Source organism: Burkholderia sp. JPY481, from assembly GCF_038900515.1.
GTDB lineage: Bacteria > Pseudomonadota > Gammaproteobacteria > Burkholderiales > Burkholderiaceae > Paraburkholderia > Paraburkholderia youngii.
In genome coordinates this window covers 1-18,701 of sequence record NZ_JAYMRT010000010.1, presented here as the reverse complement: position 1 = coordinate 18,701, position 18,701 = coordinate 1, and the positions used below count along the sequence as shown (strand labels likewise).

Below are 18,701 nucleotides of genomic sequence, written 5' to 3'. Positions count from 1 at the left end.
TGAAGCCACATACACCGAGTCTCTGAGTGTCCGTTTTGGAGAGCTGCGAAGATCTGTTGAGGGTCGAACTGCCCGCGGCGATAACACGTGTACTGCGAACAGATGTCGTCGGTGACCGCGCAATCGACTCACACACCGAAGTCGGCAACAAGTGGTTCGCTGGTGTGATAACGGCGAGGGCACGAATGGACGTTCGATCGCCCCTCACGCTCTGGCACCACCACGGTAGAGCCGTGGTATTCCTGAGTACTGGGTATGCAGATGAAGCGAGCCGGCATTATCGGAGATGCGCGGTACTAACGAGTCTGGCAAACCATACGAAAGGATTTTGTCTTTCACACGCAGCGGCCTGCTGGTGCAGGCCGGTTGCGAGGATACTCCGCGATGACACGTCTGACCAAACCCTGAATGGGCAACCCTGCGATGAAAGTGGCGAGCGATCCGTCCTCGAGATCGAAATGGATGCGGCGGTGTCGCGTTTCGCAAGCTCGCGGCCCAATGTGGGAGTATCGGTGCAGTGGCGTTCTCACCAGTTGCTGCCCGGGATACCTGTCGAGGGTTTGCCGTACCAGGCGTTCTATCGCGATCGTCTTGGGAGTGCGCAAGCTGTTGCGGCGAGACGTGCCGAGGTTCTCGCGCGTCTTAGCCTCGAATGCGGCCTCGAGTACACGAGTCTGACGGCACACCAGGCGGCGTCAAAGCGTGCCGCGGACCTCCCCGGCCAGCGAAGCTCGTTCGGCGACACGCAGGCGAGCGGTGTGCCGCATTTCGTGTTCAACACGCGCTACTAGCTGTCGGGCGTCCACTCGCCAAAGGCGTTGGCAAGCGCCATGACGCTGGCAGTTGCGAATTGAAGTCGATCGGCAACGGGATAACTCGCCGTGTTGCGACCCATACGGACGTGATCAAAACGTATGCGTGCGACAGACAAGCTCGCAGGCGCCGCACCTGGCGGCGCCCGCGTTTGCAACGACTCGTGTGTCACCGCCGCATGAGGCCCATCACGAGCGTAACAAGGAAAATCACGACGAATATGACGAAAAGTATTTTTGCGATGCTGGCTGCGCCTGCGGCGATGCCGCCAAAGCCGAACGCTGCGGCAATGATCGCAATGATGAAAAATACAAGGGCGTAATACAACATGATGTGTCCTCCTTCCATCGGGGGCAGTTCGTCTCAGGTGCACGCATGACGCCTTCATGGCAGCAATTCCCGTTCCCCGCCGGGTGGCGCAGGCAAATCAACGCCAGGCGAACGAAATCAGCCAGCGATCGCAGTGCTCCGGGATTGCCGAGTGGCAGGCCCTTCCATTCATGGATTTGGTCCGACGAATGACCCTCCGGTTCATTCATCGCGGCCGGCGGCTTCGACCTCTCAAGCGCAGAAAACCTCTCCGTTTAAGCCTCGGAACTTCTATCGGCCTCGATCTGCCGGTTCGCTTCCGCTACAGGCTGCGCGGGAATGCTCGTTGCGCACCCGCGGCAAGGATCGTTAGCGACGCTAAATCGGCGACTTCCCGAGATGACAAGAAAACTCCCTCCGCTCAACGCTGTGAGAGCCTTCGAAGCAGCGGGCAGGCATGTGAGCTTTACGAGGGCCGCCACGGAGCTAAACGTGACCCATGGCGCCGTCAGCCGACAGGTTGCGTCGCTGGAGGAATGGCTCGGCGTGCCGCTATTCATGCGCACTGCCTCGCAGCTGGTGCTGACAGAAGCAGGCCGGTGCTATCTCGCCGAGGCGACCGCGGTGCTAGACCGCCTTGCCGTCGCGTCGATGCATCTCGTGGACCAGGTGGTACCCAGCGCGCTAACCATCAATGCGCCACCCACTTTTACGATGCGCTGGCTCATTGCGCGCATCTCGAGTTTCCAGCGCAGGCGGCCCGACGTCGAGATCCGCTTCACGACGTCGATCGCACCGGTCAATTTCCATGAAAATGCCTACGATATTGCGATTCGCGGTGCGTGCGAGCCGATCCAGGGCTGCGTGTCATTGCCGTTCATGACCGAGGTGATCGTGCCGCTTTGCCACTGTGATCTGCTTGAGGGAGGATGTCTGCGCGAACCCGGTGACCTCGCGGGCCACACGCTCATCCACTATGTGACGGAGCCGTACCCATGGGAGGAATGGCTTGATGAGGCCGGTGTGCCAGGTCTGAAGCCAATCGGCCAACTGAAGTTCGAACAGATGTACTTTGCGTTGCACGCGGCCGCCGAGGGGCTAGGCATCGCCCTGGTGCCGCTTTTTCTCGCCATCGACGAGATCGTTTCGAACCGATTATGCGTTCCTTTTGGTCCGCGCGCAGCGCGGTACCGGAAGTACTTTGCGTGCGCGAGCCACATGAACCCTGTGACGGAAAGCTTTTACGAATGGCTATTGAAGGAAGGCCAGGACACTGAACAGTCGATCGCAGCCTGGGCTGCGTCGGCCGGCTGGCCAGCCAGCGTCGTTTCCGGCTGAGTGTGCTTGGCGGTGGAAGCGCATCGAGCTCATCGATCGCATCCTGCAACCGTCGGCAACGCGGCTGCCGACAGCTCGTCTGCGAGTGTGAGCGGTATTCACACGCCGTGAGTTAATGTCGTTTGCAGGCAAACGGAAATGGATCGACCATTTTCAAACCCGGTTAAGTGAGCCGGCTCACGCATACCCTCGCGCTTCCATCAGGGGAATAAGTCATGAGTGAAACCTGCATGGGCCTCATTATCGGAGGCTCCTCCCTTGGCATCGCCGCGCTCATGGTGGTTGGCCACTATCGGCGTGAGCGGTCGCGGTCAAGAATGCTACGACATCTGAATCATCATGAATGGTGGCATCAAACGCATCGGCGAATGTGATTGCACCGTCGCGCGTGGAAACGCGACGAGCGTCTAAAGATAACAACGGAGAGCACCGTCATGAGTTGGTTGAGAGAATCGGTCTCGACGAGAGAGCCGAGGTATGACCGGACTCAGTCGGCTAGCACAAGAGAAAGATGGATGAAAACAAAAACATTCAGGAAAGGGCCTGCGGAAAGGACGAGTCCTTATACCCCACATACTGCCGAAGCGGCGATAACCCATCTCGAACGGATCCTGTCAGCCGATGGCGCAAACTCGCTATTCGGCCGGACCTACTGGCGTGCGCGGCTTGAACAGGTAAGCGCGACACCGGGGCTGGCTCCGGAGCAGCGAGCAAGGCTTGCAAAACTTCTTAAGTCTCTTGGGCCCGCGTTTGAGGACAATGGTTCATCTTAGACACTGAGCCGGGCCAAGGCTGACATCCGTCAGTCGGCGACAACCACATCAACTGAAAGTCGATAAATATTCGTGGTGCCGATCGGCCGTCGCGAGCGCGTCTTACTTCAAACCCGTCGGCGGCGCAGAGGGCGCCCCACGCGGTCAATGTTTCCATATCGTCGTCAACCTCGCGTCAAGGACGCCATACTGACCGCGCGGTGGGCGTCGATGGGAGCTTCCGGTTGGGCAGCACCTGAGGTGCGGCTACTCATGACGCGTGTCTGGCATAGTCGTTGCGCTTCGGGAAATGCCGGCGTGCGAAATCTGGCACCCCACCGGGTATAGCGCAGTTTCGTCCCACGTCGTTGCCGCGAGATTGCGGTCACTGAAGGGAGGCAATCATGAAAGCAACGAAGACAGCAACCGTATGTGTTGCATTGGCGCTAGCGTCGGTCGGCGCGGCCTATGGGCAGGGCGGTGGAGGCGGTGGAGGCGGCGGGACGAGCGCTGGTGCTGGCGTGGCGGGAGGAGCCAACGGAGCGGGCCAGGGTGGTGCGGGAATCAGTGCGCCGAACACAGGCGCGACCAGTGGTTCGACATCCATGTCGAAAGGTTCGACGGCGAGCTCGCCGACCCGACTCCCACAGAAAGGCTCACACGCTAAAGGCGCGTCGGACACGGCTGCATCAGGTGCGCAGTAAACAGGCACAGCGAGGCGATGTCCGATGAGCTGCTTACTCGTGTACTCGTTCTGTCAGTCGCATCTTTGCATCCCGACGGCGGACGCATGGGGGTTCAAGGAATGACCACTGATGCAACGAAAACAGGCTGAAGCCGAAGCCGCGCCAACGGAGGACCAATGACTCAGTCATGCATTGCCATAACTGTCCGCCGCGAGGACCCTGCCTCGCTTGATGGACAAATCCTGCTTGATGAACTCAGCGCCACGCTGGCGGTATTTTCAGGCGATGGCGGGCAGTCGAGGTTTTGTCTCGCCGATTTTCACTCATCGCACGGACGGTTTTTTGTTGCCCGCACCCTTGCCGGTGAACCGGTTGGGTGCGGCGCATTCTGGCATTTCGACTCGCGCACGGCGGAACTCAAGAGAATCTACAGCAGGCCGCATTATTCAGGTGTCGGCAAAGTGATTCTGCAGCAGCTTGAAGTCAACGCGGCGGCAGCCGGTTATAAAAGGCTGGTCCTCGAGACTCGCGCGGTGAACCGGCGCGCGATCCGATTTTATGAGCGCAACGGCTTCAGGGCCGTTCAACGGTACGGTTCCTATATAGAACAGTGCGATGCGTGCTGCTTCGAAAAGATGCTCGTTGCCGCGGGAGGTGAAGAGGCTGGTTGGCCGACCGGCAGGCAAGGCGGCGCAGATCGATGTGGCGATGCCGATCGAATTGACCGTCGCTAACGAAGCCGAATAGGTGGGTCCATGACATGAGCAGCCGGTGGAACTCCTCGCGGACCCGTCGCGCCCATGCTCCTGTGGGTGAGCCAGGGACGTTCCCCGTTCTGATCGAGCCACAGCTCGCTACGCTGGTCGATCGCGCACCGGCGGGCGGCGACTGGTCCTACGAAATCAAGTTCGACGGCTATCGGATGATGGTCCGGATCGAGCGTGGCACCGTCCAGATCTTTACCCGCAACGGACATGATTGGACTTCGCGTTTGCCCAGTCTGACCGACGCACTCACGGCTTTGCCAGTCGAGGAGGTGTGGCTCGACGGCGAGGTGGTCGTGTTGGACGCGGAGGGTCGCCCCGACTTCAATGCGCTTCAGAATGCCTTCGACCGGCGCAGCACCGCGGACATCGTCCTGTTCGTCTTCGATATCCTCTGGCTGAACGGCACCGATCTGCGTGAACACCCGTTGCGTGCGCGTCGCAAGCTTCTTCGCGCATTGATGCATGAAACGGACGCCGATGTGTTGCGATTGTCGGAAGACTTCGCGAAAGACCCGGTGTCGCTGGTCGCTTCAGCTTGCCGCATGAAGCTCGAAGGGATCATCGGCAAGCGCGGCGATGCGCCATACCGCTCCGGACGGTCTACCGAGTGGATCAAGCTCAAATGCAATTTGCGCCAGGAATTCGTGGTCGGCGGCTTCACGCGGACAAAAGGTGCGCGCTCAGGTGTTCATTCCCTGCTGCTCGGCGTGTACGAACAGGATGGGTCGCTGCGCTACGCGGGCAACGTCAAGCCATACCTGTCCAGTCGCGCCACGAACGCTTTCCTGCGGCGTGCCGGCACGGTCACCGCTAGTAAAACAGCGTTCTACAACCCTCCCAAACCGGAAAAAAACCGCGACTACCTCTGGTTGGAGCCGGTGCTCGTCGTCGAGTGTTCGTTCCTCGAATGGACGCCCGCGGGCGAAGTCCGACATCCGGTTTTTCACGCGATCCGGGAAGACAAGGCCGCTGGCTCGATCACCGAAGAACCGATGATCGCCGTCGAGTCGGACGAACCGCTCGAGGCCGATGCGGGTTCGACTCGCCAGCGTCCAGGGCCGAAAGGTGCGGTGACGATCGGCGGCATCCGGATATCCAACCCGGAGCGGGTCATGGATGAGGTGACCGGGCACACCAAGCGCGACATGGTCGAGTACTACGCTGCGATATCCGAATGGGCGTTGCCGCATCTGCATAATCGGCCGTTGGCGTTGGTTCGCGCGCCAAACGGAATTAAAGGCGAGTTGTTCTTCCAGAAACACAGCGAAAAGTTCCAGATTCCCGGCGTGGAAGAACTGCCGCCGGAATTGCATCCGAGGCATCCGCCGCTGCTGGTTGCCAACAAACCGGAGGCGCTGGTCGGTCTCGCCCAGATGGGCGTTGTCGAACTGCACTGCTGGAACGCCGCGGCACCGGACCTCGAGCATCCCGACAGGATCATCTTCGACCTCGATCCCGACCCGAACCTGCCATGGAGTGCAATGCTGGAAGCGGCCGAGCTGCTGAAGGTGGTACTCGACGAGATAGGTCTGCGGTCATTCCCAAAAACCAGCGGAGGCAAAGGATTCCACGTCGTCGTGCCGTTGACGCGACGACAGGCCTGGAGTGAAGCGAAGGGGTTCTCGCAGGCGGTTGCCCGTCACATGTCGCGGGTGGTACCGGACCGCTTTTCGGCGGTCCTTGGTCCTAAAAATCGCATCGACAAAATCTTTATCGACTATCTTCGCAATGGCCGCGGCGCGAGCACCGTTGCCCCTTTCTCGGTCAGGGCGCGTTCCGGAATGGCGGTTTCGATGCCGGTGTCGTGGGACGAATTGCGGCGGGTCGGCCGAGGCGACGAATGGACCATGCGCAAGGCGATCGAACGTCAGCGTTCGCTGCAGTTCGATCCATGGGAAGACTACTGGCGCACGCGGCAGGGAATCACCGCCGCAATGCGCCGCGCCGTGGGCATGAAGCGCTAGCTGCCGCGCTGCTCGGTGCCTTTCAGCTCAGCGTGCCGGTGCGAATGCGTCGCTGCGTACTTGAGCTCGTAGTGAGCTCCTTTGCCGCTGCGTGTCGGGGGAAAATGCTCTCCCTCCACGCACGTTACTTCGAAAGTCCCCTTGCCATCGTCATGGACGACCGAATAGATGCCGGACGTTTTGACGATCTCGCCCGGCTTGAAAGAGTTATCGCCTGCCATGTTGACTCCTCCGTTGATGAATAAACCGGTTCAGCAATGGCTGTACCACGCGCGCCCATGGGGATGTTGATGATTTCCGTCGCGGTGGTGCGATAGGTTCGGACACCCGTTTGACGACGGCACGTCCGTTGCTCCTACACGGTGGCGCTTGCGATGGCGTCGGCGCGATCGACACGCCGCATCGTCGCACGCGTATCCGCGAATCCCGACCCTGTTGGCCCGCGCGACGGGCCCATCGACTACGAGGCACGACATGAGAGCCCTTTGCTGGCACGGCAAGAAAGACGTCCGCGTCGACAACGTCCCGGACCCGGTCATCGAGCATCCGCGCGATGCGATCATCAAGGTGTCCAGTTGCGCCATCTGCGGCTCGGACCTGCATCTGTTCGATGGCTTTATGCCGTCGATGAAGTCGGGCGACATCCTCGGCCATGAGTTCATGGGGGAGGTCGTTGAAGTCGGCTCCGGCAACGCGAGGCTGAAAGTGGGCGAGCGCGTCGTCGTGCCGTTTACGATCGCGTGCGGCGAGTGCGATCAGTGCCGGCGTGGCTTCTTTTCGGTGTGTGAGCGTTCGAACCGCAACAAGGAGATGGCCGACAAGGTGTTCGGCCATACCACCGCTGGCCTTTTCGGCTACTCGCATCTGACGGGCGGCTATCCGGGCGGGCAAGCCGAATACGTGCGCGTGCCGTTCGCGGACGTCACGCCGGTCAAGATTCCCGACGGCCTGACCGACGAACAGGTGTTGTTTCTTGGCGATATTTTGCCGACCGGCTGGCAGGCCGCGGTGCAATGCGAAATACAGCCGACCGACACTGTCGCGATCTGGGGCGCTGGCCCGGTCGGCCAGTTCGCGATCCGCAGTGCGATCCTGCTCGGCGCAAAGCAGGTGATCGTGATCGACCGCGTTCCCGAGCGCCTCGACATGGCGCGCGCCGTCGGCGCGATCACGATCAACTTCGAGGACGAGAGCGTGCTCGACCGGTTGAAGGAACTAACGCAGGGCAAGGGTCCGGAAAAATGCATCGACGCGGTCGGTATGGAATCGCATGCGACGCGCTCGTTCGATGCGCTTTACGACCGCGCAAAGCAGGCGGTGATGCTCGAAACGGACCGTCCGCATGTGCTGCGCGAAATGATCTACGTATGCCGGCCGGCGGGCGTGCTGTCGATTCCGGGCGTGTACGGCGGCCTGATCGACAAGATCCCGTTCGGCGCCGCGATGAACAAGGGCTTGACGTTTCGCATGGGGCAGACGCACGTGAATCGCTGGACCGACGATCTGCTGAAGCGGATCCAGGATGGGCATATCGATCCGTCGTTCGTGATCACCCATACGGTTCCACTCGAACAAGGGCCCGACATGTACCGCGTGTTTCGGGAGAAGGAAGACGGCTGCATCAAGGTGGTGATGAAACCGTAGAACTTCCAGGCACTTTCTTCATTTCGTATCGGCGGCGACAACAAAGGCGCGCAGCCGACCCTTCATGTGTTTCAGCAGAAGGGCGGCTGGCCCCGGGACGTCAGTGCGAGTTGCAAAGTCGCCAGCGGGAGCCCGGCGGCCTCAGGGCGAACGCCCCGCAGTCTTTCAGCCTTGCGCAAATCTGTACCAGCAGTGCCGGCGGCGGATCGGCGGCGACCAGCAATGCGTGGGCGGCACGGCTGTCCTCACGCAGGCTCGCCACGAAACAGTCGGCTTGCGGCTCGACGAACCGGTTGACGGCGTTCAACCCCCATTCCCCGTGAGCCGCATATTCCGCATGATCCATTTCGTGCGTCGGGAGCACCCATTTCGCGGCGCCAGGCGAAGCCGCGAGTGAGAAAACGAACACGTCCAGCTCACATAAACCGGACTCAGCGAGAGCCTGGCGTGCGTCGGAAGCATCGCGATACGAGCGAAAGATTGCGCTCAGATACTCGGCCATTTGGCGCCCCGTCCTTTTTTCTATCGCTTAAGCGGGAAGCACGCTCTGTGCCGCGTTCCGGCCTCCGGTCGAGATTTCAGCGGCTACGCCAGTCCGTGAACCTCAGCCACATCGCACAGCAGGCGCGGGTGCCTAGGATCGGAGACGTCGATCTGGTTCCACGCAATCCGATGATACCGCCAGCGCCCCTTGCGCTGTGCCACTTCACGCAACAGCCTTGGCAGCCAGCGGACGGCGAGCCGCTCGACCAATGCACTGGGACCGATGTGAAATTCGCTGATCATCCAGGCGTCGTGGTCGCGAACCACCTTGATCGCCTCTATGCGGCCTAGTGATGAGCCGTCTCGCGTCAGCACTTGCCGACCGACGATCAGATCGATGTTGATCTGCGCCATTATCGCGATCCCGGAATACGCTCGACGATGTGCTCGCGTAGCCAGCGCTGCCAGTTGCCAAGCGGGGTATCGCGCGCATCCAGGTCCACCTCGATGTCGACCTCCATGCGACGGACCCGACTCCACGGAATCCGGTACGGTTCGACGTAACGCGCGCCGCCGATTTTGCCAGCGAGTCGCGCTACCCGACGCCCGGCGTGCTCGCCAATGCGTCGCGCCATCGCGACTGATCCGGTCTCGAGCGCAACCAATTCGGGCGGGCGCCCCGGCCGTAATTCGGCGACGATACCGTCGACCCGCCCCATCTTTGCACCGCGCGGTGAAGGAGACGATGATGGAGAGGAAGCCGCGGTCGCTGCATGCCATGGCGGACAAATGGCTCGGCTTGCAGCCAGAGAAGCAGGTACGCGCAAAGCGGTTAGCGCATGGCCGACGCTGGCGGGGGTCGTGCGTCTACGTTAGCGCGGCCGGCGCCATGGGCGAAGTGGGGATGTTCTTCTTCCGTCACGACGATGGCGCTTGGTACATCTTCCCACCGGGCGAGTCGCGCCCTTCGATCGGCGCCTTGCGCACGGCCGCCTAGGGGCGCACAAGCTCCTGTCCTGTGCTGCTATCGGCCTGTCCCGGAAGCCTTTTCGATATCCTCGAGAAGTCTCAGTACGGTTTCGCCGCCGCCGCGTTCCCAGCAATTGGTGTGATCCGCACCCTCCAGCATGAATAGTCGCCGCGGCGCGGCAGTGTGCGCATATAGGTGGGCGAAATGCTGCGGTGGGATCACGTTGTCATTGGTGCCGCCATAGATCACGACGGGCACCCGCACCCGCGCGATCTTCGCGAGATTGTCATACTGATCGCGAACCAGCAGGCCCACTGGCATGAACCAGAAGACCTGTGCCGCGACATCTGCGATCCGTGTAAAGGGCGCTTCGAGGATCAGGCCTTCGATCTGCCCTTGAGACTGTGCTTCGGCGGCGAGTTGCACCGCCACGCCGGAGCCGAGCGAATAGCCGTGCAGAACGATGCGCGCATTCGTACGCTCGACGAAGCGAAGTGCTGCGCGCCCATCCTCGTAAAGGCCCGCTTCGTGAGGTATGCCCGAATTGCCTCCGTAGCCGCGATACTCGGCGAGGTAGACTCCGTAGCCGCAGTCGAGCAGTGCGCGCGCGATATGCCCGCGTTGCGAGAGGTCTTCGCCGTTGCCGTGAAAAAGCACGACGGTCAAGCGTCGAGACGATGCCGGCGCTTTGTACCAGCCACGCAGATCGAGTCCGTCCGCTGTGGTGGCGGTCACGACCGACATGTCGGCGAGTCCCGCTTCGTTCGGCTCACGCCGCCGCCATTCCCCCGGATAAATCAGGCGTCCCTGTATCCAGAATAGTGTGGCGGCCGCCGCGCCATATGTCGCGGCGCAGGCCCCGCAAAACCAGGCCAGCAGCGCGGTGGCGCCGGTCATGACACCTGCTCGGCACCCGGCAGCGTCGCGGCGACGCCATACCGGCTCCCGTGACGCAGCAGGGCGGCGTCGAATGCTTGCACGGTCAGCGGCGCCGGTGAGGGCATGCGTGGCCTTTCGCTGCCGCGTTGAGCGAGTGCTTCGTCGAAGCGCACAAAGGTGGCAAAGTCGAGAGGAAAACGTTGCGCGTCGACGCCGCACAGACGCGCGTCGGGCGAGGCCGCCGCGATGATCGTTTGCCACTCGCGCGCGGGCACCACGCCGACGCCTTCGGTGCCGTGCGAAAACAGCATCAGGTCAATATGTTCGAAACGGCCTTCCCGTTGAAGCAGCCGCGCGAGGTTGTGTGCCGATGGCTCGGTGCAGAACACCAGCCAGAACGGCAACGCGCCAAGATGCATCGTCGTGTATGGATCGAGCAGGACGAAGCTATCGACGACGAGATGCTGCGGCTCGATACCTTCAAATCCGTACCATTCGCGCAGCGTGTCGAACGCGAAAAAGCTCAGCGATTCGGGTTCCTCGAAGCGAAACTCGACTAGACGCCAGTCGGCCTGCCGGGCGAGGGCACGCAGAGAGTCGAGCAGGTTCATGTCGAAGCCCCATTCGGCTTCAGGCGCGAGCGCATCCGGCGAGGGCGGCTCCCAGCAAGTGCGGGCGCTGCCATAACGGGCCAGGTATTCCCGCACGCGCGGGCCGCCACCGAAGTATTCGTCGCGTGTCGCGCCACCCGCCGCGCCAAACTGAAAGAAGGCGCGCTCGCCGATACGCGTGACGGGCCACTGCAACGTGCATATGTCTACATACAGCGTCGCGCCGGCGGGCAGACTGCGTAGCAGGAACTCGCGAAACCCGAGCGCCAGCGCGCGCTGCTTGATGCGGTAGTAGCGCATCGTGCGCAACATGAGCCGGTCCTGATTCGGATCGTGCATGTGGTGAACGGCGATTCGTCCGTCTGCTGCGAGTAGCGCCTCGCGCGCACGTCTGCCGTCGCGCAGGCCTGCTGCGGCATCATCGGGATCGCTGCCGGGCGCACGGACGGGGCAGAGAAAAGTCTGTGGCAGCCAGGGCACGCCCATGGCGGCGGCCAGATGCACGAGCGCGCCGTTGGACGAGCCAACGAAGGCGGCCGGGTACTGGCGGCGCGGATAACGATCGGCAAGCCACGTCGCTATGGTCTCGACGTCGAGACGCCGCGCCGCGCGCTCACCTATCGCCTCGGTTGCGCCGCCGATGGAGTACGCCCATTCGCGAGCGAAGCGAGGCAGGAGATTGATCAGCGGCATGCTGCGGTCGAGCAGTGGTGACCCGCTCGGGCTGCTAAAAGGCTTGCCATGCAGGCAGGCGCCCAGTGCACCGACCATCGCGGCGGCCGAATCGAATCGCGCAATTCCTCGCGGTGCGCCGCTCATGGCTGCTCCATTCGCCCGGAAGGTTCGCCGGGTAACGTGTCGACGAACTGACGGATCGCCAGCGCAAGACTGTGCGGATACACATAGTTCAGGGTGTGTGTGCCGCCGTCGATGACGACCAGTTGCGCAGCGCGCAGCCGCGCGGTCACCTCGATGGCCCACTCGCGCGGCGACACAGGGTCCCGTGAGCCGCACACCACGAGGACCGGCGCGCGAACGACCGGCAGCCGGTTCTCGATGCGGTCACGAATCATGATGCGCATCGTGGCCAGTGCGCGCAGCAGTCCGGCCTTGGCGTAGTCGATGCGCGCTGGCGCGGCCGGCGAATGAGGCCGCTCGCGGCGGCCGTTGACCAAGGCGCGCCACATTTGGACCGGCAGATGCCGGGCCCCGCGATCCGCGGTGGGCCCTTGCAGCACCAATGCCTTGACGTCGCCGGGATGACGCGCGGCGAGCTCGGTCAGGATCTGGCAGCCGAACGAGTTGCCCACCAGAATGGCGGGTCGGAGGCCGGTGGCAACCAGCCACAGGTGCAAAGCATCGGCGAGACCGGGCAGATCGAGCCAGCGGCCGCGCAATGCGCTTTCACCGAAGCCAGGTAGATCGGGAGCAAACACTGGAAACCACCTGGCTAGCGCTAGCGCAAGCGGTTCCATGTAGCGGCTGGAGACGACGAGACCATGGACGAGTATCACTGGCGGGCGAGCGGCCAATGTATTCGTGGCGGTGGCGTCGGTCGGGCTTGCGGTCCGAGCGAACATCCGGTACGGACCCGCCTGCACCCAGCGCCCTCGAATTCCAGCGAGCCGGCTTCCTTCAGTAAGCGCCGGCGTTTGACGCAGGCGGCCCCAGTAGTGCAGCAGCGCGACGGCGGCGGCACTCCCGGCGATGGCGCTGGCAACCAGCGCGATCTTGGGATGCATACGCGGGTGGCCCGCTTCCGTGCGGTCGACATCGCAGTGATCGTCGCGAGAACGGGCGCCCGGGTTCGCGGCCCGTGTGCTGCTTGTGTTGGCCCGACGTTGACTCATCCGTCATCCTTGGTGCGATGGTGGCAGATTGAGCTAGTTTGCAGCGGTCTCTCCAACGCACTGTTGCGACCGGGCACTGCCACCATGCCCGCGCGCGATGCGCGGCATCGTGGGTGTGCAACCGGCGTGCCACGAATGCCGCTTGTTGGCGATTGCGAGCTTGTCGGGCCCGGTGCATGTCGGTTCGCGATTGCGCTGAGCCGTCCGTAAATGTCGAGTTAGGAACAGAGAGTCCGGGTTCCCGATCGGTGAAGGACGATGCAGGGCGCCTCCGGGCCGATACTGTGCCGGGAGTGCATCGAGGCGAGGGGCAGCGCCCGAGCCTTCGGCGAATGCCGGCCGGAGCGCTCAGCACGCGAGCCGAATTCCAGAACAGCAACTCACGCCACCCACCTTGAAATTTTCACCGTGCATACTATTCTAAATTCCGCTCAGGCAGTCGCGCCCGCCATGCGGCGCGCTGCGTGTTTCGATTTGTTTGCCGCAGCCCGGCAGACGGACTGGAGCGCGTAGGCCGGTTCGTTTCCGTGCTGCATCCAAGGAGGAAACGATCATGAGTGACCTTTACTTCGGGGCCGATCTGTTCAGTGAGTTCGACCGTCTGCAACGGCAGATGGCGAGCCTCTTCGGCGGCTTCCCTTCCAGTATCCGTTCGGGCCGCGTGGGCGCCTTCCCGCAGATCAACATCGGTTCGACCGACGACTCGATCGAGGTCGTCGCGTTCGCGCCGGGGGTCGATCCGGCCAGGCTCGAAGTATCGCTAGACAAGGGCTTGCTGACCATCAGCGGCGAGCGCGCGAGCTCGCAACCGGAAACCCGCGGCGACGATGCGCGCACCTATGCACAGGAGCGATTCGCCGGCAGTTTCCGGCGCGTGGTCGAGCTTCCGCAAAACGCGGACCCTGGCAAGGTGAGCGCGCGGTACACCAATGGATGCCTGATGGTGAGCATCGGCAAAAGCGAGGCGTCGAAGCCGCGCGCGATTACCGTTCAGTGAGCACCGACAGAACTACGGAGGACATCATGAACGACACGACTGAACTCGCCAGAAAGGAGCAAACGGCGGTGACCCAGCGCGACGGTGAGGCATCGCAACGCCGGATCACATTGACGCCGCCGGTCGACATCTTCGAGGACAGCCACGGCATCACGCTGTGGGCGGATCTGCCGGGCGTGACGAGGGAGCGGCTGGAGGTCAAGGTCCACGATGGCAACCTGTACATCGAAGCCGAGGCGATGGTGCCGACCCCGGCGGAACTGCGTCTGCAGCATGCGGAGATCCGTGAGCCTCACTTCGCGCGGGCGTTCTCGATGAGCGCCGACTTCGATGCGTCGAAAATCGAAGCCAATCTGAAGGACGGCGTATTGAAGCTGACGATACCGCGCCATGACGAAGCGCGACCTCGCCTCATCGAGGTGCGTACCGACTGAAGTCGGCCGGGGGAGGGGGACAGCAGTAGCAAGAAGCTGGATGCTGTCCTCCAGCCACCGCCTTTCGGCTGTCGAGTCGAAGCAGTCGTGGCGCGGAGACCGGAATCCCGTTTTGTCGATGATAGGAAAGGAGCACACGATGAACACTGATCCGAAAAAATGGAACCCCTTCAAGTTCCTTCGCGGAACCGCCCGCAAATCCGATGCGGACGACTCAGACGGTCGGCGCGCGGATGAGTGGCGGGCCGCATGGCCTGACATTCCACGACTATCTCTTCGCGAACCGTGGCGCGCCGTGGAGGAATTCTTTCGTGACCCATTTGCAGGCGGTGGTCCGTTTGAACGATGGTTTGGCGACTTCAGTTCCTCGCGCTTCCAGCCGCGCATCGACGTCGTGGACGAAGGGCCGGTGCTTCGCGTAACTGCGGAACTGCCCGGGATGGTACGCGAGGACTTGAACGTGAGCGTCGAGGAAGGGGCAATCGTGCTGCGTGGCGAAAAGAAGCAGGACGTGCGCAGCGAGGAAGACGGATGCTATCGGTTGGAGCGCGCCTATGGAAGCTTCGTGCGCAGAATTCCGATGCCGGACAATGCCGACCCAGACCATGCATTGGCAAAGTTCGACAACGGCATTCTTACATTGACCGTGCCAAAAACGGAGCCGGCACGGTCCGCTACTCGAACCATCGATATCGGTTAGCACCGCCGCCAGAATTGCCCGGCGGCGGGCGACTTTCTGGCTGGCCAGGCCGTTAGCTCAATTGGTAGAGCAGTGGCGGTCTTTGCGAGATCGACAAGCAACGTGGCTTCACGAAAGCCCCCGGCATTCGCGCCCGTCGAATCCGTGGGTATCTTGACGCATGGGGGGTACTCGCAAAGCGGCTGCTTGCGCTCATCAGATTCCGCTTGTCGCGTCGATGTCGAGTCGTCGCACCAGCACGGTTTCCACAAGCTGTCTGTTGACGAGTTCTCCGCATAACCATGTCACGTCGGACGAGCATGTGGCGAAAATGCACAGTTCAACGGTCTGGTCGTCGAACTGCCTGACGTCCCCCGCAAGTTGCGCATCGCCGTCGTGCAACGCCCGGAATAGCAGCAGAAGGCCTGACCTGTCCGCGAGGCGAATCGTCATGTGGATTAGCAGGTTCACCTGTTCGCTTGCCACGGGGAAGGGGCTCCCTTCCTCCCGGCGGCATCGGCCGGTCGATCTTTCCAATGCTCGCGCAGTGAGCAATCCGCGACATGACTCGTTCAATGCCGACGAATGTATCGCGATCGCGCATTCGGCATGCCACGGCACGACACAAGGGCATACCCCATTCGGATTTCTTTGCTGCAATCCCGGGAATAACCCCTGCTCATTCCAGTTGATGCTGCCGCGGGACTGACCTTCGGCAGTAGCGGGCTGTCGAAAGTGACGAAGCGACTACGGCGTTGCGCCCGACAGCTGGCGACATCGATCCAATGGAATGGAGGCGAACCATGAAGTTCATGACTAAAGCGATGCTGGCTTCTGCGCTGGTGACGGCACTGTCGGGCGGCGCCTACGCGCAGGGTGGCGGCGGAGGCGGAGCGGGCGGGGCCGGTGGCGGCGGCGGAACCGGTAACGGTGTGGCCGCTGACGGCGGCAATGCTGGGGGCGCTGGAGGGATGGCAACGGGTGCGACAGGAACCGGAACTGGCGCTGCGCCTGACAACCCGTCGAGGGATCGGTCGAGCGGGATGAACAATAGCACCCGTCCCAACACCGGCCACGGCACGAACGACAATACGGATGGCAAGCAGCAAAACGGCCAGTGATGCATGGAAGCATCACACCCACGGACGAATGTGGTTGGCATAAATCGAAGGTAAATCACAAGATGGCAAGCGCAGGCAGACCATTTCGACCGGTACGCCTGCGCTGTGTCCTCATGGTTTACTGTTGCGTCGCCTTCTTGTTACCGGCCCTTTCCGCAAACTCGGTAAGCTTGAGGTCCGTCGCCTTTTCTTCGTCCAGCGTCTTTGTCAGCAGTTTCACGGCTTCGGTGAAACCTAGTTGCTTGCCGATGGCGCAGAGACTACCGTAGGTGGCGATCTCGTAGTGTTCGACCTTCTGCGCGGCAGCCACGAGGCCCGCATCCAGGACCGGCCCTTTTTCAATCTCGTCGATCAGTTCCTGTCCTTCTTCTATCAATCCCTCCATCGCGATGCACTTCATTCTCTTCAGGCGGATGTCACAGGTTTCCACCACCTTGTCGATCCGTTCAACCTGTCCTTGCGTTTCTTCAAGATGAGTCTTGAATGCGTCGCTTAGCGCCGGGTCGGAAGCGGCGCGGGAGAGTTTCGCCAGCGCTCGTGTCAGTTGCTTCTCCGCGCTATAGATATCGGAAAGCATGTGCACGAACAGATCATCGACCGTCTTTCGCTGTGACATTTGTGAGCTCCTAAAAGGTTGTTCGGAGCCCTCACTGGCGCAACGAATATGCCCGAGACCGAGCGGCACGCATCCAGAGACTTGCGTGATGTGAGGGGAATCGCCAACGCTTAGAAGTTGACGTCGAGCCATGCCTTCGCCCAGGCCACACCGCGCTCATTTGCGGAGGCCTCGGTGTCGAAATAGCCGATGTCGATGAAGCGAAAGACCTGGCGATTGTCCACGTAGTCCTGAGGGCGGCGCTCAACCTCCACGCGAGCGTGGTAGTGAAAGCCTCTCTTGTCCGGTGACGAACGAATCACCCACTCCCGATGCGTCACCTGCAATGATACGTCGGTCATTCTGAGTTATATGGACGCCTCCCCGTTTGCCGGGTGCGACCAATCTCCGTAGTAAGTGGGTCTTCTACGCGGCGCAAACCGCGTAACCGGGTTGATACGTTCGACCATGAGCCATTAGCGCCCAGACGGTGCACTCGATCCTCTCTGGCTTCTACGCTTCGATGCATGTTTCCCAAGCAGTCCATGTGCCTCGGAGGTTTGCCTATGCCTGTCCGAAAGACGCGGTTAACGGCCCACACGCGTGCGCGGATTCGCTGCCTGCCTCGAAAATGGGGACGTTTGCGCGGGAGGCTTTTGCTGGCTACGGGGCGCAAAGATCTTTGCGCTTTCCACCTTGCGCCGCCACGTGCTAAATCGGCGCGTCTCTGCGATGAACGGGTAGTGGCCACAAGACACGTCGTTATGGGGCCGACGAACGCATCGACGATGCGATTCGCACCCAACGTGCGGAAGAGGTTACTGAAATCCAACTCGATCTCGTACGCGTAGACCGCTGCTTCGCGTCGTCGTCGGGTACGGATTGATCAGCCCGCTAGAACGGACCTTGCGCCAAGCAAGGTTCACTCAGGGTGATGAACTTGTGAACATTCTCGTCAGGATCTTGCTCACGACCGCTTCGGCTGAAGTCTTCGGCAGCTCGTTGGGCATGGTAATGGTGAAATAGAGGACGCCGTCCATCAATGCGATCGTGGCAAGTGCCTGGGCGGCACACGCGCCTGGGACTTGCATATTGACGTGCTTGCAGAACTGCTCGATGAGGGAGGCGATCATATCGCGCTCTTCTAGCCAAAGGACGTTCATCTGTTGTCGAAACTTCGCATCACGTATGGCATGCAGGCGGGCCTCGGCCCACATGACATAGTTGTCGTCGTCGCGATAGCGCTGCGCGTACAACATGGTGAGCTGCTTTCGCAGGTCCTGGCTGGACGAGCCGTCCTCTAACAGCTTCCGCAAGTTTTCCCGGGTGTTCTGGTGATCGCGACGGAGCAGTTCGACGAACAGGTCGCTTTTGCTGTCGAAGTTCGAGTAGAACGCACCACGGGTATAGCCGGCCCGGGCGGCGATATCCTCTACGCTCGTTGCGGCCAGCCCCTTCCTGGCAATGCTCGAGGCCGCTGCGTCGAGCAGGCGCCTGCGGGTCTGCTTGCGGGTTTCTTCCCGGCTCAATCGTTTGCGTGACATGCGATAAAGCGGCGCAGACGAAACGCTGCGCGTCCAATTCCTGATGGCAAGTGACTGCAGGGACTTTTCGACAGGTAGTCGCTCCGCTGCGAGGGCGAAGCGGAATCCTCGGCAACGGCCATCGACCAACAAAGATTGTGAAGCGCCCCGGGTTTTCCGGAGACCGTTTTGCTTGCGTCATGCCACAGTGACAGACTCAGCGAGATTTGCATAGTAAGCGGCTTCTGCCTCGGCAGGTGGAATGTTGCCGATGGGGCCGAAGAGC

21 protein-coding genes are annotated in these 18,701 nt (G+C 61.7%); 9 read left to right on the top strand and 12 right to left on the bottom strand.

The annotated features are described in order from the left end of the window. Window positions 1-458 precede the first annotated feature (458 nt). Window positions 459-791 carry a thioredoxin domain-containing protein gene (locus VSR82_RS22865; RefSeq protein WP_368581452.1) on the top strand — a complete coding sequence of 111 codons (333 nt, stop codon included), beginning with the start codon at window positions 459-461 and terminating at the stop codon, window positions 789-791. 190 nt (window positions 792-981) lie between these two features. Here VSR82_RS22865 and VSR82_RS22860 read toward each other — a convergent pair whose 3' ends face one another. Next, complete coding sequence (locus VSR82_RS22860) at window positions 982-1,143, bottom strand: DUF1328 family protein (RefSeq protein ID WP_176122082.1); 162 nt, start codon at window positions 1,141-1,143, stop codon at window positions 982-984. A 318-nt stretch (window positions 1,144-1,461) separates the two neighbouring features. Here VSR82_RS22860 and VSR82_RS22855 point away from each other — a divergent pair, with 318 nt between their 5' ends. The 3 genes from VSR82_RS22855 to ligD all read left to right on the top strand — a co-directional run bounded on the left by VSR82_RS22855 (window position 1,462) and on the right by ligD (window position 6,629). Beyond that, window positions 1,462-2,460 carry a LysR substrate-binding domain-containing protein gene (locus tag VSR82_RS22855; protein ID WP_429463381.1) on the top strand — a complete coding sequence of 333 codons (999 nt, stop codon included), beginning with the start codon at window positions 1,462-1,464 and terminating at the stop codon, window positions 2,458-2,460. 1,614 nt (window positions 2,461-4,074) lie between these two features. After that, window positions 4,075-4,632 carry a GNAT family N-acetyltransferase gene (locus VSR82_RS22850; protein WP_429463383.1) on the top strand — a complete coding sequence of 186 codons (558 nt, stop codon included), beginning with the start codon at window positions 4,075-4,077 and terminating at the stop codon, window positions 4,630-4,632. Between the two features lie 26 nt (window positions 4,633-4,658). Next, window positions 4,659-6,629, top strand: a complete 1,971-nt coding sequence (gene ligD, locus VSR82_RS22845) for a DNA ligase D (RefSeq protein ID WP_429463385.1) — start codon at window positions 4,659-4,661, stop codon at window positions 6,627-6,629. Here ligD and VSR82_RS22840 read toward each other — a convergent pair. After that, window positions 6,626-6,850, bottom strand: a complete 225-nt coding sequence (locus tag VSR82_RS22840) for a hypothetical protein (RefSeq protein WP_368581456.1) — start codon at window positions 6,848-6,850, stop codon at window positions 6,626-6,628. The two genes, ligD and VSR82_RS22840, sit on opposite strands and share 4 nt — an antisense overlap. A 253-nt stretch (window positions 6,851-7,103) precedes the next feature. On the opposite strand from VSR82_RS22840, the gene VSR82_RS22835 reads away from it, so the two are divergent. Then, on the top strand, window positions 7,104-8,273 hold the full coding sequence (locus tag VSR82_RS22835) for a zinc-dependent alcohol dehydrogenase (RefSeq protein WP_368581457.1): 1,170 nt from the start codon (window positions 7,104-7,106) through the stop codon (window positions 8,271-8,273). 100 nt (window positions 8,274-8,373) lie between these two features. Here VSR82_RS22835 and VSR82_RS22830 read toward each other — a convergent pair whose 3' ends face one another. From VSR82_RS22830 to VSR82_RS22805, 6 genes are all read right to left on the bottom strand, one after another. After that, entirely contained in the window at window positions 8,374-8,775 is a 402-nt protein-coding gene (locus VSR82_RS22830) for a hypothetical protein (RefSeq protein WP_368581458.1), read from the bottom strand. A gap of 83 nt (window positions 8,776-8,858) precedes the next feature. Next, window positions 8,859-9,170 (bottom strand): hypothetical protein, encoded by a 312-nt coding sequence (locus tag VSR82_RS22825; RefSeq protein WP_498858091.1) that lies wholly within the window; start codon window positions 9,168-9,170, stop codon window positions 8,859-8,861. Beyond that, the gene (locus VSR82_RS22820) at window positions 9,170-9,475 is read right to left on the bottom strand and encodes a hypothetical protein (protein WP_368581460.1); all 306 of its coding nucleotides are present in this window, start codon (window positions 9,473-9,475) and stop codon (window positions 9,170-9,172) included. The genes VSR82_RS22825 and VSR82_RS22820 overlap by 1 nt, the downstream gene beginning before the upstream one ends. Window positions 9,476-9,780: 305 nt before the next feature. Beyond that, the gene (locus VSR82_RS22815) at window positions 9,781-10,623 is read right to left on the bottom strand and encodes an alpha/beta hydrolase (RefSeq protein ID WP_429463389.1); all 843 of its coding nucleotides are present in this window, start codon (window positions 10,621-10,623) and stop codon (window positions 9,781-9,783) included. Next, complete coding sequence (locus VSR82_RS22810) at window positions 10,620-12,035, bottom strand: hypothetical protein (RefSeq protein WP_429463391.1); 1,416 nt, start codon at window positions 12,033-12,035, stop codon at window positions 10,620-10,622. Before VSR82_RS22810 ends, VSR82_RS22815 begins: the two co-directional genes overlap by 4 nt. Beyond that, a complete protein-coding gene (locus VSR82_RS22805; protein ID WP_498858090.1) occupies window positions 12,032-12,958 on the bottom strand; it encodes an alpha/beta fold hydrolase in 927 nt (308 codons plus the stop codon). The genes VSR82_RS22810 and VSR82_RS22805 overlap by 4 nt, the downstream gene beginning before the upstream one ends. 661 nt (window positions 12,959-13,619) lie before the next feature. On the opposite strand from VSR82_RS22805, the gene VSR82_RS22800 reads away from it, so the two are divergent. The 3 genes from VSR82_RS22800 to VSR82_RS22790 all read left to right on the top strand — a co-directional run bounded on the left by VSR82_RS22800 (window position 13,620) and on the right by VSR82_RS22790 (window position 15,197). Then, window positions 13,620-14,063 (top strand): Hsp20/alpha crystallin family protein, encoded by a 444-nt coding sequence (locus tag VSR82_RS22800; protein WP_368581464.1) that lies wholly within the window; start codon window positions 13,620-13,622, stop codon window positions 14,061-14,063. A gap of 26 nt (window positions 14,064-14,089) precedes the next feature. After that, window positions 14,090-14,497, top strand: coding sequence for an Hsp20/alpha crystallin family protein (locus VSR82_RS22795; protein WP_429463395.1), 408 nt, complete (start codon window positions 14,090-14,092; stop codon window positions 14,495-14,497). Window positions 14,498-14,636: 139 nt separating this feature from the next. Continuing rightward, window positions 14,637-15,197, top strand: a complete 561-nt coding sequence (locus VSR82_RS22790) for an Hsp20/alpha crystallin family protein (RefSeq protein ID WP_410848384.1) — start codon at window positions 14,637-14,639, stop codon at window positions 15,195-15,197. Between the two features lie 195 nt (window positions 15,198-15,392). Here the strand turns inward: VSR82_RS22790 and VSR82_RS22785 are convergent, their stop codons facing one another. Then, window positions 15,393-15,662, bottom strand: coding sequence for a hypothetical protein (locus VSR82_RS22785; RefSeq protein WP_429463398.1), 270 nt, complete (start codon window positions 15,660-15,662; stop codon window positions 15,393-15,395). A gap of 317 nt (window positions 15,663-15,979) precedes the next feature. Between VSR82_RS22785 and VSR82_RS22780 the strand changes: the two genes are divergently transcribed. Beyond that, window positions 15,980-16,297, top strand: a complete 318-nt coding sequence (locus VSR82_RS22780; RefSeq protein WP_368581468.1) for a hypothetical protein — start codon at window positions 15,980-15,982, stop codon at window positions 16,295-16,297. Between the two features lie 118 nt (window positions 16,298-16,415). Here VSR82_RS22780 and VSR82_RS22775 read toward each other — a convergent pair whose 3' ends face one another. The 3 genes from VSR82_RS22775 to VSR82_RS22765 all read right to left on the bottom strand — a co-directional run bounded on the left by VSR82_RS22775 (window position 16,416) and on the right by VSR82_RS22765 (window position 18,436). After that, on the bottom strand, window positions 16,416-16,913 hold the full coding sequence (locus tag VSR82_RS22775; protein ID WP_429463402.1) for a YciE/YciF ferroxidase family protein: 498 nt from the start codon (window positions 16,911-16,913) through the stop codon (window positions 16,416-16,418). Window positions 16,914-17,023: 110 nt separating this feature from the next. Continuing rightward, complete coding sequence (locus VSR82_RS22770) at window positions 17,024-17,254, bottom strand: hypothetical protein (protein ID WP_429463404.1); 231 nt, start codon at window positions 17,252-17,254, stop codon at window positions 17,024-17,026. Between the two features lie 564 nt (window positions 17,255-17,818). Next, window positions 17,819-18,436, bottom strand: coding sequence for a TetR/AcrR family transcriptional regulator (locus tag VSR82_RS22765; RefSeq protein WP_429463406.1), 618 nt, complete (start codon window positions 18,434-18,436; stop codon window positions 17,819-17,821). Between the last annotated feature and the right edge of the window lie 265 nt (window positions 18,437-18,701).

Excerpts from the sequence above, each read along its gene's own strand:
- VSR82_RS22865 (WP_368581452.1), top strand. The coding sequence starts at position 459 with ATGGATGCGGCGGTGTCGCGTTTCGCAAGCTCGCGGCCCAATGTGGGA.
- VSR82_RS22860 (WP_176122082.1), bottom strand. The coding sequence starts at position 1,143 with ATGTTGTATTACGCCCTTGTATTTTTCATCATTGCGATCATTGCCGCA.
- VSR82_RS22855 (WP_429463381.1), top strand. The coding sequence starts at position 1,462 with ATGCTCGTTGCGCACCCGCGGCAAGGATCGTTAGCGACGCTAAATCGG.
- VSR82_RS22850 (WP_429463383.1), top strand. The coding sequence starts at position 4,075 with ATGACTCAGTCATGCATTGCCATAACTGTCCGCCGCGAGGACCCTGCC.
- ligD (WP_429463385.1), top strand. The coding sequence starts at position 4,659 with ATGAGCAGCCGGTGGAACTCCTCGCGGACCCGTCGCGCCCATGCTCCT.
- VSR82_RS22840 (WP_368581456.1), bottom strand. The coding sequence starts at position 6,850 with ATGGCAGGCGATAACTCTTTCAAGCCGGGCGAGATCGTCAAAACGTCC.
- VSR82_RS22835 (WP_368581457.1), top strand. The coding sequence starts at position 7,104 with ATGAGAGCCCTTTGCTGGCACGGCAAGAAAGACGTCCGCGTCGACAAC.
- VSR82_RS22830 (WP_368581458.1), bottom strand. The coding sequence starts at position 8,775 with ATGGCCGAGTATCTGAGCGCAATCTTTCGCTCGTATCGCGATGCTTCC.
- VSR82_RS22825 (WP_498858091.1), bottom strand. The coding sequence starts at position 9,170 with ATGGCGCAGATCAACATCGATCTGATCGTCGGTCGGCAAGTGCTGACG.
- VSR82_RS22820 (WP_368581460.1), bottom strand. The coding sequence starts at position 9,475 with ATGGGGCGGGTCGACGGTATCGTCGCCGAATTACGGCCGGGGCGCCCG.
- VSR82_RS22815 (WP_429463389.1), bottom strand. The coding sequence starts at position 10,623 with ATGACCGGCGCCACCGCGCTGCTGGCCTGGTTTTGCGGGGCCTGCGCC.
- VSR82_RS22810 (WP_429463391.1), bottom strand. The coding sequence starts at position 12,035 with ATGAGCGGCGCACCGCGAGGAATTGCGCGATTCGATTCGGCCGCCGCG.
- VSR82_RS22805 (WP_498858090.1), bottom strand. The coding sequence starts at position 12,958 with ATGCATCCCAAGATCGCGCTGGTTGCCAGCGCCATCGCCGGGAGTGCC.
- VSR82_RS22800 (WP_368581464.1), top strand. The coding sequence starts at position 13,620 with ATGAGTGACCTTTACTTCGGGGCCGATCTGTTCAGTGAGTTCGACCGT.
- VSR82_RS22795 (WP_429463395.1), top strand. The coding sequence starts at position 14,090 with ATGAACGACACGACTGAACTCGCCAGAAAGGAGCAAACGGCGGTGACC.
- VSR82_RS22790 (WP_410848384.1), top strand. The coding sequence starts at position 14,637 with ATGAACACTGATCCGAAAAAATGGAACCCCTTCAAGTTCCTTCGCGGA.
- VSR82_RS22780 (WP_368581468.1), top strand. The coding sequence starts at position 15,980 with ATGAAGTTCATGACTAAAGCGATGCTGGCTTCTGCGCTGGTGACGGCA.
- VSR82_RS22775 (WP_429463402.1), bottom strand. The coding sequence starts at position 16,913 with ATGTCACAGCGAAAGACGGTCGATGATCTGTTCGTGCACATGCTTTCC.
- VSR82_RS22770 (WP_429463404.1), bottom strand. The coding sequence starts at position 17,254 with ATGACCGACGTATCATTGCAGGTGACGCATCGGGAGTGGGTGATTCGT.
- VSR82_RS22765 (WP_429463406.1), bottom strand. The coding sequence starts at position 18,436 with ATGTCACGCAAACGATTGAGCCGGGAAGAAACCCGCAAGCAGACCCGC.